Annotated in this window: 10 protein-coding genes; 4 read left to right on the forward strand and 6 right to left on the reverse strand. The window is 53.7% G+C overall.

Features of this window, described 5'->3' with window-relative positions; translation table 11 throughout:
- Position 1: 1 nt before the first annotated feature.
- On the reverse strand, positions 2-1510 hold the full coding sequence (locus KDC22_RS18960; RefSeq protein ID WP_211720004.1) for a spore germination protein: 1509 nt from the start codon (positions 1508-1510) through the stop codon (positions 2-4).
- Between the two features lie 178 nt (positions 1511-1688).
- Between KDC22_RS18960 and KDC22_RS18965 the strand changes: the two genes are divergently transcribed.
- Positions 1689-2789: a GerAB/ArcD/ProY family transporter gene (locus KDC22_RS18965; protein ID WP_211720005.1), complete on the forward strand. Its 1101-nt coding sequence runs from the start codon at positions 1689-1691 to the stop codon at positions 2787-2789.
- 9 nt (positions 2790-2798) lie between these two features.
- On the opposite strand, the gene KDC22_RS18970 is transcribed toward KDC22_RS18965, so the two are convergent.
- The gene (locus KDC22_RS18970) at positions 2799-4406 is read right to left on the reverse strand and encodes a glycoside hydrolase family 43 protein (RefSeq protein ID WP_211720006.1); all 1608 of its coding nucleotides are present in this window, start codon (positions 4404-4406) and stop codon (positions 2799-2801) included.
- A 162-nt stretch (positions 4407-4568) separates the two neighbouring features.
- Between KDC22_RS18970 and KDC22_RS18975 the strand changes: the two genes are divergently transcribed.
- The gene (locus KDC22_RS18975; RefSeq protein WP_211720007.1) at positions 4569-5429 is read left to right on the forward strand and encodes an AraC family transcriptional regulator; all 861 of its coding nucleotides are present in this window, start codon (positions 4569-4571) and stop codon (positions 5427-5429) included.
- Positions 5430-5531: 102 nt separating this feature from the next.
- Positions 5532-6638 (forward strand): glycoside hydrolase family 88 protein, encoded by a 1107-nt coding sequence (locus KDC22_RS18980; protein WP_173133519.1) that lies wholly within the window; start codon positions 5532-5534, stop codon positions 6636-6638.
- Between the two features lie 282 nt (positions 6639-6920).
- Here the strand turns inward: KDC22_RS18980 and KDC22_RS18985 are convergent, their stop codons facing one another.
- Positions 6921-9038 carry a glycoside hydrolase family 52 protein gene (locus KDC22_RS18985; protein WP_211720008.1) on the reverse strand — a complete coding sequence of 706 codons (2118 nt, stop codon included), beginning with the start codon at positions 9036-9038 and terminating at the stop codon, positions 6921-6923.
- A gap of 176 nt (positions 9039-9214) precedes the next feature.
- On the opposite strand from KDC22_RS18985, the gene KDC22_RS18990 reads away from it, so the two are divergent.
- Positions 9215-10162, forward strand: a complete 948-nt coding sequence (locus tag KDC22_RS18990) for an AraC family transcriptional regulator (RefSeq protein ID WP_211720009.1) — start codon at positions 9215-9217, stop codon at positions 10160-10162.
- A gap of 65 nt (positions 10163-10227) precedes the next feature.
- On the opposite strand, the gene KDC22_RS18995 is transcribed toward KDC22_RS18990, so the two are convergent.
- The 3 genes from KDC22_RS18995 to KDC22_RS19005 form a co-directional block, all read right to left on the reverse strand.
- Positions 10228-11058, reverse strand: a complete 831-nt coding sequence (locus KDC22_RS18995; RefSeq protein ID WP_425517065.1) for a carbohydrate ABC transporter permease — start codon at positions 11056-11058, stop codon at positions 10228-10230.
- Between the two features lie 7 nt (positions 11059-11065).
- Positions 11066-12004, reverse strand: a complete 939-nt coding sequence (locus KDC22_RS19000; RefSeq protein ID WP_211720011.1) for a carbohydrate ABC transporter permease — start codon at positions 12002-12004, stop codon at positions 11066-11068.
- 84 nt (positions 12005-12088) lie between these two features.
- Positions 12089-13441 carry an ABC transporter substrate-binding protein gene (locus KDC22_RS19005; RefSeq protein WP_173133715.1) on the reverse strand — a complete coding sequence of 451 codons (1353 nt, stop codon included), beginning with the start codon at positions 13439-13441 and terminating at the stop codon, positions 12089-12091.
- Positions 13442-13509: the final 68 nt, after the last annotated feature.

A 13509-nucleotide genomic window follows, 5' to 3' on the forward strand; every position in this document is an offset into this window, starting at 1 on the left:
ATCAGGAACCTCCGCGTTTAGATCTGTTCTGGCGGTGCAGATTCTGTGTTCTATTCTCTTGCGGTCTTGTTCTGAGGAACGGCCAGGGGAACCTGAAGATAGAATCCTTAAGGTCTGCCGGCCGGAAGGGCCCCAGCGGGCTCATATAAGGAACGCCGAAGGAGCGCAGGCTGACGAGATGCAGCACCACTAAGAATACTCCGCACAATATTCCGTACAGCCCCATGAACCCGGCCAGCGCAATCAGGAAAAACCGGATTATTCGTGCGGCGATAGACATCCCGGCTTCAGGAATCACAAAGCTTGAGATCGCTGTAATGGATACAATGATAACCATAGCCGAGGAGATGAACCCTGCCGCAACCGCTGCCTGCCCAATGACCAGCGTTCCGACGATGGATACAGCCTGACCCACATTCTTAGGAATCCGTACGCCTGCTTCCCGCAGAATCTCATAGGTCAATTCCATCATCAACGCTTCCACAAAAGTCGGAAACGGCACCGTCTCCCGCTGGGCCGCCAGACTGATCACCAGATTGGTGGGGATCATCTCCTGATGATAGGTTGTGATAGCCACATAGAACGCAGGGGCAAACAAGGTGATAAAAAAAGCCAGAAACCGGATGAACCGCAGCAGGGTAGAGATATCCGCCCGCTGGTAATAATCCTCCGCCGACTGAAAGAAGGAGACAAATACAGTTGGGGCCAGCAGCACAAAGGGGGTGCCATCGACTAAGATAGCCACCTTCCCTTCCAAAATGCCCGCCGCGATGGTATCCGGCCGGTCACTGTTATAGATCGTGGGAAAGGGTGTCGCCACCTTATCCTGAATAAATTCCTCGATATAGCCGCTCTCCAGAATACTGTCCGTATCAATGCTGTTCAGGCGCCGCTTCACTTCCTGCACCAGCTCTTTATTCGCAATGTGGCTGAGATACATAATCGAGACACTGGTCTGGGTGACGCGGCCGATCTGCATCGTTTCCAGCCACAATTGACTGTCTTTGATTTTGCGCCGGATTAACGCAGTGTTGGTCCGCAGATTCTCGCTGAACCCCTCCATCGGTCCGCGAACCACCGACTGCGAGCTGGGCTCGCTTACCCCGCGGTCCTCCCAGCCGGGAAGACCGATCCGCAGCGCTGAGTCCGTCCCTTCCACCATCAGCATCACGTTGCCGGATAACAGGTCGTGTACGAACTCGGCGTAATCCTGAACCACGGTAAGATCGCCGGCCATTAGCACACGGGTGGTTAAGATTTCTATCTTCTTGTCCGGGTCCTGTTCGTCCAGGAGAGCCGTGGTCCGTCCCTCCTGAAGCGAATACAGAATCGAATTATGCAGCAGCTGATTATCTATCAGGCCATCAATATAAAAAATTGCCAGCTCCGTATGCTCTCCCAGCTTCAGCTGTTTTCTCACCAGGTCAGTACTCTCGCCCAGCAGCTTGTACAGCTGTTCATGATTGACCTCCAGCCGGCTGGATAACTTCCCCTCCACCGTACTCTTCATCCGGGCCACCTCTCCTTCCCGTGAACATTCTATTCCGGTTAGTTTGGTAGCATTGCTTGATAATTATTCCTCAAATTCAGACCCGTACTGGATTCACATAATTATGGAAGGGGATGCCATACTAAGAGGAGTTTCGGTTTCATAGGTCCTGGAGGTCACATGTAAAGGGGGGATAGAGATGAGTATTGAAAAAGAGAGGATCAGCACAGCACAGTTGGTAATCCTCGGTCTTTTCACTTTTATCGGGGACATGGCCCTGGTCTATCCTGCAGCCATGACTTCCGAAGCCCATCAGGATGCCTGGATCGCCGCCTTGTTCAGTATTCCGCCGGGGATTGCACTAGTCTTCCTGTTTGTTGTAGTTGCAAATATCAGTCCGGACCAGAATATTATTGAGATCAGCCGGCTGGTGCTGGGGAAATGGCTAGGCAGCGCGGTAGGCGGGTACTATCTGTTCTTCTTCATCATCGCGGCCTCTACGTATGTCCGGGAGATTGAGGATTTCATGAGCACCCAGATCTACGAGGGAACTCCCGGCGGAGTGATCCGGTTCATGAGCATTGTTCTGCTGGTGTATGGCCTGCGTCTGGGGCTTGAGACGGTCGGCCGGGCAGCGCAAGTGTTCTTTCCGCTGTTTGCCTTATTCCTGGTGGCCCTGATGGTGCTCTTATTTCCGCAGGTCCGGCTGGACCGTGTCTATCCCATGATGACTACACCCCTGCCGGATATGCTGCATACGATCATGATCGGCGTATTTTATCCCTTCGGAGAGATCTGTGTATTCTTCATGGTCTATCCTTACACCCGCAAGAACAGTAAGATTAACCGTGATATCTTCATTGCGCTCTGCTTCGGTGCAGCAGGTCTGAACCTGATCCTCTTTCTCTCGCTGACCGTTCTCGGCGTCTATTTCTCCGAGCATAATTTCTATGCCGCCTATATCCTGGCCCAAAAAATCAATATCGCCAACTTTCTGCAGCGGCTCGAAGCGCTTATGGCTACGGCCTGGATTATCACGACCTATTTCAAAACAGCACTCTACTTCTATGCCTTCGTACTCGGAACCGCGCAAATCTTCAACCTGAAAAGCCACCGCCCTCTAATCTTCCCTGTCGCGTTCCTGATCTACGGACTGTCTCAGCTCATCTCCAAGGACATCATCTTCTACGTCAAAGAAATCCCCCCGTTCTGGGTGGACTGGAATCTAACTCTGTCGCTCGGACTTCCCCTGCTTATTCTCATAGTATACAAAGTGAGGCAGCGCGCCGCTGCCTCCTAAGCTGTAGAGCTACACGCCGTGCCCGCCTGATAAGTCCACGCCTGTATATTCGAAATAGTCAAAATACGCCGCCTTCGCCTGCTGGTCCAGGTCCTGTGCGCAGATCCCGGCATAAGATCCGGTGAAGCCCAGCTTGCCGCCATGCTCATCCGAGAGGGTGCCGAAATCAAGCGGCGTGCACATCGCTGTCCAGACCTCCCCGTCCCGCGAAGCGTAGAACCTAATCTCTCTGCCGTTAATCTCTGCCTTCAAATAGTAACGCTCCCAGTCCTTCACCGATATCTGCATGGAGGAAATTTCCCCATATTTGCCGGCCTGACACATTACGACTCCTAGAGCCACCCCTCTGAGCTCATCCGCTGTTACGCGCAGATAATAGTAATCCTTGTCATCATAGTAGAGCACCAGTCCGGCCATCTGCATGAAGCTGTCCGGCTTGAATTCCAGGCAGGTAGTCACGGTGCAGGAGAAATGCTGAATCGGCCTCCCGATCAGACTCTGGTCAAACAGCGATGCCAGGGATTCCCGGCCGCGGAGCCGTAAGAAGCCGGGACGCTCCTGCAGGCTCACCCATGATTCATCGAACGGTACGCGCAGACTCTGGTAAGGATAACCCAGCACACTGCCGTCAAAATCATCCCGCTCCGGCAAGGCATCGAACGGGTGCGGGGAAAGCTCCGGCGCTTCGCTCCGCAGGGCCGGCAGCTTCCCGCCGTGCGCCAGGCGCAGCCAGCCGTCCTCCGTCCATACGCAGCGCTGGATAGCCGTCTCCCGGCCCAGCGGATTGAGCTTGCCCGTTCCCGGGATCGGGCGGGTACACAGATGAGCCATGTACCATTCCCCGGACTGTGTCTCCACCAGTGAGCCGTGCCCTGCCTGCTGGAAGGCATAGGTCAGATCATGAGCCGTCGTCATAATAGGGTAATCCGGATCGGTCTCATAAGGTCCCGTCAGGCTGTGGCTGCGGGCCATCGTGACCATATGATTCACTCCGGTACCCCCTTCGGCAACCAGCAGATAGTAATAATCCCCGCGCTTGTACAATTGCGGTCCTTCCGTTACTCCTGCAGGAGTCCCCTGGTATATTTCATGAATAGGCCCGGTCAGCCTGCCGTTCTCAAGGTCATACTCCTGCATGACGATGCCGGAGAAATTGCTGTGATTCTGCCGGAAGTCCCAGCGCATATTCAGCAGCCATTTGCGTCCGTCGCTGTCATGAAACAGGAACGGATCGAACCCGCTGCCGTTCAGCCTTACCGGCGGGCTCCAGGGTCCTTCAAGACTGGCAGCAGTAATCAGATAGTTATGCAGATCCTTATAGACACTTGAGCGGGACTTCACATCCGTATACAGCAGGTAATACAAGCCGTTGTCATAGGATAGTGCCGGCGCCCAGATGGAGCCGGAGCTTCCGTTGCCGCGCAGGTCGGCCTGTGAGGTCTCGGTCAGCACACGGGTAAGCGTATGCCAGTGTACCAGATCACGGGAATGATGAATCTCCACACCGGGGAACCATTCGAAGGTGGAGGTTGCGATATAATAATCATCCCCTACCCTGAGGAAAGACGGATCGGGATGAAAGCCGGTCAGCACCGGATTAACAATGATTGGAGCCATAAATGTTACCCCCTGATTAATGTAAGTTACAGAATGAATTGTATCTCTTGGATTCTATTGAAGAATCCCCGTTTTTATTGTAGCCGCTGAGAGAGCAGAAAGTTATAATGGGTTATAATAAAATGTTTGTATTTTGTCTTGTTGGAGGCATTAGAGAGTGTTATGAAACAGCTATTCGAACCTGTTCTGTTTGCGAACCGGCAGTCTCTCATCTGGGACTACCGCATCTATACGGATGACCATTACAAAGGATATTACCACTGGCATCAGTGCTGTGAAATCATGCTCGTACACGGCGGGCAGGGCAACATTGTTGTGAATCAGCAGATGTATGATATCCGGCCGGGCATGCTTTTCTTTTTCCAGCCGTATCAGCTGCACCGGATCTATTCAGAAGTGTCACCCGCCCGCCCATTCGTACGCACGATCTTCTATCTCGATCCCCATATTGCCGAGAATCTGCTTCAGGGCTTCAGCAAGCGTAAGGCATTATTCTCTGCTCTCTGGCAGGGGGACAACCCGTATTGCGGCTTTGATCTCGGGGACCGCTTCGAGACTATGGAATGGGTCTACGAGAACTACAACCAGTGCCGGAACCAATCCTTAGAGGAGGATGCTGAGGATATCACGATGCTGCTCCTGCAGCTGCTCAGCTGCCTGGGAACAGGCGGGCAGTCTCTGATCCATACCGGAGAACGGCGGAATCTCCGGTATTCGGAGCAGATCATGAACTGGATAGAGGCGCATTATCAGGAAGAGGTGAATCTGGATCAGCTTGCGGAGGAGACTCATCTCTCGAAATCCTATGTCTCGCGGATCTTTCATCAGGAAACGGGCGGCCGTCTGGTCGACTATCTCACCGCCCGGCGGCTCAAGCAGGCCTGCCGGCTGCTCGGAACTACCGATATGCCTGTGGAGCAGATCGGCATCGCCGTCGGCTTCCCGAACGCCTCCTATTTCAATCAGCTGTTCAAGCGGGTCCTCGGGACCACTCCGCTGAAGTACCGGAAAGGGAACATGTAGTCATATGACAATATAACAATATTTCTTCATATCAAAGTGCAACTTTCTATAAGCATAGGACGCTATACTGAGGCCATATTCTAATTAATGGAGGCATCAGTGATGAGCACAGCATATTGGCAGGAAGTGTTGAACCGGCTGGATACGAAGGTTACGCGGATGATCGAGCAGATCGGGGGGAAATGTCCGCATTTTGCCGGAGAAGATGGTAAGTTCGATGATATCGCCTCCGACTGGTGGACAACCGGCTTCTGGCCGGGGATGCTCTGGATTATGCATGATATGACCGGTAAGGACCACTATAAGGATGCGGCCTGGCCCTGGGATGAGACGCTGGAACAATGGTTCGTTAAGCCGACCGTGGAGCTGCATCATGATGTTGGTTTCCAGTTCCTGGCCACAGCCGTAATCAAGAACGTTCTGACCGGGGATGAGGATGGCCTGCGCCGGGGCCTAGAGGCCGCGAACTTCCTGGCCGCACGCTACAATCCGGTTGGCAGGTTCATCCGCGCCTGGAATGAGGACAAACACGGCTGGGTGATTATCGACTGCATGCTGAACATCTCCCTGCTGTTCTGGGCAAGCAAGGTGACTGGCGATCCGCGTTATAGACATATTGCGGTCAGCCATGCGGAGACTGCGATGCAGTATGGGGTGCGTGAAGACGGATCGACCAAGCATATCCTCTCCTTCGATGCCGAGACTGGCGCATATATCGAGAACTTCGGCGGTCAGGGCTATTCCGCTGAATCCTGCTGGAGCCGGGGGGCTGCCTGGGGACTGTACGGCTTCATTAACACTTACCGTCACACCGGGGATGAACGTTTCCTGAATACTTCGAAGCGGATTGCCCATTACTTCATCTCTGCTCTTCCGGAGGATCATGTGCCTTACTGGGACTTCCGGCTGGCAGACGACAAGCGGATGTTCAAAGACAGCTCCGCTGCAGCAATCGCGGCATCCGGCTTACTGGAGCTGGCTGACATCGTGCCGCTTGGCGAGAAAAGCCTCTACGCAAATGCCGCAGAGCGGATTCTGCGTTCACTGACCGAGAACTATGCCACCTGGGACCAGCCGGAGCATGAAGCGATTCTGCTCCATGGTGCAGGCAGCGGCGACTCCTTCGTTGATGTATCGCTGATCTACGGTGACTATTACTATGTCGAGGCTGTCGCCAAGCTGAACGGCTGGAAGCATCGTATTTTCTAGTCTGGGTGGCATAACATAAACAGCGGGTCTTCGTATTCTTCGGGACTCGCGCATCATACAAACAGCGAATCCCCCATGGGAGATTCGCTGTTTGTTTTTTAAAGTTATGCTTCATGAAAGCTCACCCTATAATCCTGCGTATCCACATCTGCGCTTCAAAATCCTGTAAAGAATGCAACACTTATAATGTTAACACATTCCCTCACTTATGCAGCGTTCGAATGCTTATCCCTAATTACGCAGCGTTCGATTCTTCCCTTCGCTTATACGGCCTACGAATCCTTACCCCCGCTGCTCCTCCAGCCACAAGACCGCCGTCACTCCGCGCGGATAATATTTGCTGCCGGTAATCTCACCCGAGACAATCTGGTCGCTCCAGCTCCAGACCGAGAGCTGCGGATGCGTAAGCCAGCTTACATGTGCCGAATCGGCTGCATGGCCTTTATCCCCCCACTCCAGACCCAGAATTTGTCTGGCGATGAACTGGCACAGATAGATCTTGCTCAGCCAGCTGTTGTTGCTGGTGGAGGAGATTTTCCAGCCGCCGTCTTCGAACAGGCACACCCCTTCCACAAGCACGGCCTGCAGATGCGTGTCTAGCGCCGCAATGTATTCGCCGAACCGCCCGCCGCGCTCCAGAGCTTCCTTGCAGCCGGTGAAGTAAGGGAACACGAGGCCTTCAATCGCCGGAATAATCTTCGAGTCATTGCCTTCTCCGATTACAGCCGGGATATAGCCGCCCTCGGTAACACTGCCCACAATGGTTGCTGCGCAGAGCTCTGCCTGTCTGCCGGCAGTCTGTGACAGCTCCGTATTGCCGTTATCGCGGAAGATCTTCTCCATCGCCAAATACGCTGCCCAGCATTTACCCGCCAGGTAGATATTGTTACGTGCCTGGCCCAGTGACACATCCAGACTGTCGTACGTAGTAATCTCCGCACCGCCCATTGTCCGCGAGCTGTCGAGAGCCATCACACCGTTACGTTTCGCCGGGTCCGGATGATCCCGGTTCAGCATACTCTGCAGGCAGCTCTCCAGTACTGTAAGGTTGCGTTCCATCCAGCTGAGATCACCCGTATGCTCCAGATAGACCGCCGCAGTAAGAATCCAGTTCACCAGCTGCTCATGGGTCATATGCGAGAAGCAGCCGTCAATGCCGTACAGCTCATAGGAGGAGTACCCTGGACGTGAGACAGCATTAGCCACCCCCATATCATGAGTGAAGCTGAGCCCGCCCGGATATTCGGTGGTATCTCCCGGGAAACGGACCGTATCCACATAGCTGTACCGGTCCACGAACATATCCAGCTCATTGCGAACGGTCCAAGGATTCATCTTCAGCTCATAGAATAGCTGGTCCACCGTAAGATCGAAGGTGTTCATCATCCGGTATTCGCCTTCGTTCACGACCCAGAACGGCCGGGCTTTGTAATCCAGCAGCTCGGTTGAGCCATAATAACTGCGGATGGCATGAGCCAGCATGAAGGTCTGATCTTCGCTGAGCCCTGTTCCTTCCAGCATGGAGTTAGCCTGTATTGCCTGCTGCTTCAGCTGATCGAAACGGGACAGCGCATATTCCGCTACCGCCTCTACATTGCTGTAATAACGGTTATAGTAATAACTGGCATCCATCCCCGAGGTCACATAGCCGGACCGGTGGAAGCAGACTGCGAAGCGGTAGACCTTCCGTTCACCCGCAGGCACATCCATGATAAGTGCACCCACTTGACCCAGCCCGAAGGTCCAGTTCTCCTCCAGCTCCGCAGTCAGTATATCCTCCATGGTGAAGTGCATGGCGGATTTCACGCTTCCCTGTTCAGCGGCGATCGCCAGGAACCGGCCTTGGCCGACACCGGTCAGCTCTGCCTGGCTGCTCTCGAAGCGTCTCAAAGCGTTATACGGATCGTTCCCCTGGAAGCCGAAGAAGGCGCGGCGGACCGAATCGCCTGAAGTATTATCGACTTCAAGCTCGACCAGTACCGCAGGCAGCAGCACTTCCTTGAGCTCCGCTTCTGTTGCCGTCTCCGGGTCGGGAACCGGCCGGACCGGGGAGAGAATGCGGAAGGTCAGATCCCCCGCCTGCCAGCTGTCCGTACCCAGCCGGAAATCACGGGTGATCTCTTCGTCCGCATAATGATACAGAACCTGCGGCTTATCCGGGTTCGGATCAGGATTCTCGATGTCATAGCGCTTACTCTCATCGTCACTGCCCTGCTCATGGAAAGGCAAGGTATCGAAGCCGCGGCCATCCTTGCGTTCCAGGCCAATATATACATTCTGTCTCGGCGGCTTACCCGCTTCCAGGTCAAAACCGCCGGACGATCCCTTAAACCCCAGAGTAAAGCTGGAAAAAGAACCAATCGGTGAATGATGGGCATTAAAAAACTGATTTGTCGGCATAACGTAAATGCACTCCCTCCAGGCTGTGTCCCGGCAGTTCCGGGATCATAGCTCTATGTTAGCTCCGGCCCGGCTTATGCAACAGGCGTAAAGCCGCCAATTATTTGGACAAATCAATCGGACGCGGCGGCCTATGTTATAATAGAGCCAACTTTTAGTGAAAAAGAGGCCTGAGTATGAACGCATTAGATCCCGGAACACAGCATTCCATGGACGGCCGTATGTCCCCGGATATACAGGCCGCCTTCCATATATTCGCTGCCCACTGGCGCAAGGTGAACAAGGAGTGGCAATATCCGGCGCACACCCATCCGATGTTCGAGATCAATATCGTCCTGCAGGGTTCGCAGCAAATGACCGTAGGCGGGCAGTCTTACATCCAGCACAGCGGCGACATTCTGTTCATCCGCCCAAGTGTCCTGCATTCCAGCCTGGGTACGGTTTCAGAGGATGAAATGACCTATTATTGCCTGCATTTCGACATTGATGATCTGGTCCTGCGCCGCTCCCTGATGACAATGGACACCGTCAGCCTAAGCGGCGATACTCCGGAGCTGCAGGCGATCCGTTCTTCGCTCGATGCAATTATCAGCTCGACGATCCTCCCGGATGCCAGCGATACGCAGCGGAGCCGGCTGGTGACGCTCAATGCTTCGCTGCAGCTGTTCACCGCACTCAGCAGCTGGGTGCTGGCTACATTGCCCTCTCCTGCCCGGAGCACCCTGCCGGGTGTTACGGAGAAAACCTTGGCCCTGGCGAATGCCATTGAAGGGCTGCTGCAGGAATCCGTATTCACCGCTGCGGCAACCGGCAGCCGGGCCGGAAGCATCGAAGACATCGCCGCAAAGCTCGGCTACAGTCCGAGTCACTGTAACCGCGCCTTCCGGCAAATCTACGGACTGCCGCCGAGGCAGTATCTCTCTGACCTGATTATCCGCCACGCTAAGCTGCTACTGCTGGATAACAGCCTGTCAGTGGAGAGTATCGCCTACAGGCTCGGCTACCGTGATGTCTCCCATTTCAGCAAGCAGTTCAAGCGCTGGACCGGCCTGCCTCCCATGGGCTACCGCCAGCTTACGGAGGAACCGGGGAAGACAGACGGCAATCGTATCAGCGAGAAATAAAAACTCCGCAAACCATTATATAATGGCCCGCGGAGTTTTTATTGCCCCCAGATGACACACCCCCCTTATCCCTTGGTGGCCCCTGACGCAATTCCCTTAACGAAATACTTCTGCAGGAAGATAAATACGATCAGCACAGGCACCACCGACATGGCGGTCCCGGCAAAAATCATATCCCAGCGCGAGGAGAATTCCCCGATATACCGGTAGATTTCTACAACCATCGTCTTGGCCTGGCCGGAAGGCAGCACCAGCATCGGCATCAGGAAGTCATTCCAGATCCCCAGACCGTTCAGTACCACCATACTTGCCGTAACCGGTCCGAGCAGCGGGAATACGATTCTCCAGAAAATCCCGTAGCGGGAGCACCCGTCAATCTCTGCCGCTTCTTCAATTTCCCGTGGAATCCCTTTGACGAAGCTGGTATAGAGCAGGCATCCGAAGCCTACGGCACCGGCGACATAGATCATGATCGGTCCCGCCAGACTGCCGTACAGGCCGAGTATTCTCAGCTCTTTGAACAGCGGAATCATATACGCCTGGAACGGAATCATCATGCCGGCCAGGAAATAGATGAAGACCAGCCGCGTCCAGCGGGCATTTCTGCGCTCAATCGCATAACCTGCCATCGGAATAATCAGCACCTGGGCGACAATCGCCACAACGGTCAGAATCAGGCTGTTGAGGATCGCGCGCGGAAACTCCGTCTCCGTGAGCAGATACTTGAAGCTGTCTAAATACAGTGTCTTCGGAAGAGCAACCGCATCGCGCATAATCTCGGCATTGCTTTTGAACGCGGACATCAGATTAAAGAAAATCGGGAAGAAAAAAACAACCGCTACCAGGAGCGTAATGACAAACAGGACAATTTCAGTGATTCTCCGCTTGGTCTGCATCGTCATCTTAGAGCTGCACCTCCCGTTTCTGCAGGAATTTAACCTGGATGACCGTTATGATCAGAATAATCAGGAACAGGACCATGGCCAGCGCCGTGCCGAACCCTTGTCTGAGCTCCCCGAAGCCTACTTTGTAGATAATATAAGTTAATGTCTCCGTCTCAAAGCCCGGGCCGCCGTCGGTCATTACGGCAATCTGGTCAAATATCTTCAGCGCACTGATCATAGAGAGCACCATGCACACCGTCATCGAACCCGCAAGCAGCGGGAACGTAATATGCCGGAATTGCTGCCAGCCCCCTGCGCCGTCAATGCTGGCCGCTTCATTAAGCTCCTGCGGAATGCCCTGCAGTCCGGCCAGATAGATGATCATATAATAACCCGCGCCTTTCCAGACCGTTGACAGAATAATCGACAGCATAGCGTATTTCGGATTGCCCAGCCAGTCCACGATATAGTCGCCTAAACCGACGGAGGTCAGGATCTGGTTAAACACGCCGAAGTTGTAATTCAGAATCATTGCCCAGACAAAGCCCATGACAATCCCGCTGAGCAGGGTCGGGAAATAGAAGATACTTCTGAATAAATTGCGGAACCAGCGTACCTTATCGACCATTAAGGCCATCGCGATTGCGGCAATGTTCTCAAGCAGTACTAGCGTAATTGTCATAACCAAAGTGTTCTTCAGGGCGTTCTGCACCCGCGGACTCTGGAAGATCTCGACGAAATTGGCGAATCCGATATACCGGATATCGCTGCTGATCCCGTCCCATGAGGTGAAGCTTAAGTAGACGCTGCCTGCTGTAGGGACAATGACAAACAGTGTGTATAACAGGAATGACGGCAGGATGAACAACAACGCATAGGACTGCCATTTTTTCTTTTTCTTGCCTGGCTTCTCTGCGGCTATCAATGACTTGTCTGTATTCACGACGGATGTAGCCATGATTCCTCTCCCCTCCCTGTGACGCGCTTGTCTAGATAAGGGAACCGCCTGCCGGAGCAGAGATTCCCTTCCTGCGCTTTGTATTTACAGTGAATTGGCTTTGACCTGATTGTCATATTCGGCATCGGCCTTCTTCATATATTCGGTTACGTCGGCATCGTTCACCACCATATCCTGAAGCAGCTTATAGTACCAGTTGCGGAATTGCGGAGGAATCAGATTATCGCCCCACCAGTTGTTGATGGCCAGAGACTTGGTGACACCTGTATCGGCAATAAGATCCAGTGCAACCTGCATTTGCTCGCTCGTCTCATAGGTAACTTTCTCTTTGGTGGAAGGAATGGCATTGATCGAAGCCAGATAGACCGAGTATTGCTCCGGTGCAAAGAAGAAGCGGATGAAGTCCTTGATCGCTGCCGTCTTATCGGCATCCTTAGCGGCATCCGCAGATAACGACCAGCCGGCCGGTGACGGCAGACCGATGACATTCACTTTACCTTCGCGGTCCGGGATCGCGTAGAAGCCAAATTCGAAGCCCGGATCAGCTTCAGCAATCTGGGTAAACATCCAGGTGCCGGAATACAGCTGTGCGGCTTTGCCGGATACCAGAATCGATGCGGTCTGATTATCTGCGGTGCTCAGCCAGCCTTTGTCCACATAGTTCTTGAACAGCTCTTTGAAATCTGTCATGCCCTGAACTACATCAGGATCTGCGAAGCTGACGGTCTTGGCCGTACGCTTGGAGTTCCAGTCCGGGTCTTTGCTGTAGACATCGTCAATCAGGAATTTATTGACCCAGAAGCCCATATGGAAGATATCCTTACCGCCTACTACCAGCGGGGAGATACCTGTAGCTTTCAATTTTTCCTGGATGGCAATGAACTCGTCATAGGTTTTGGGTAGCTCGGTGATCCCGGCGTCAGCATAAGCTTTTTTGCTGTAAATGATCCCTTGCGGTGCGTTGACCTGCATGGGAGCGTTCCATACTTTGCCGTCCACCTGCGGTGGCGATTCGAACAGATCCAGCAGATCGGCCGGAAGCTCGACAATTTTGCCGGCATCTGCGAATACCTGGGTGTCGCGCATTTCCACCAGATCCGGGAATTCTCCAACCGCATCCTTCGTCTTCAGCCAGTCCAGATAAGCCGCCGATGAGGTCTCGCTCAAGTCTTTAATGGTGACGTTAGGATTCGCTTCCATGAATTTCTTAACGGTATCGGCAATGGCTTTCTTGGTCGCCGGGTCACCTGACGCATAGCCGATAGTGAAGCTGACGTCCTTCTTCGCAGCATCAGTAGCTGGGGCATTCCCTGCCGGAGCTTCAGTCGCGGCTGTATTGCCGCCGCTGGCCGTGTTATTGTTATTTCCGCCGCATGCGGTGAGTACAGTGGTTGCTGCGAGCAGCATGACGGATAATTTCGTAATGGTGTTCTTCATATCCTGAGTAACCTCCCCTTGGGTATACAGCCCGGAAACTGCCGGCCCGATGTGCGCATCATCGCCCG

Origin of the sequence: Paenibacillus tritici, from assembly GCF_018207515.1 — a bacterium.
Taxonomy (GTDB): Bacteria; Bacillota; Bacilli; order Paenibacillales; family Paenibacillaceae; genus Paenibacillus_AQ; species Paenibacillus_AQ tritici.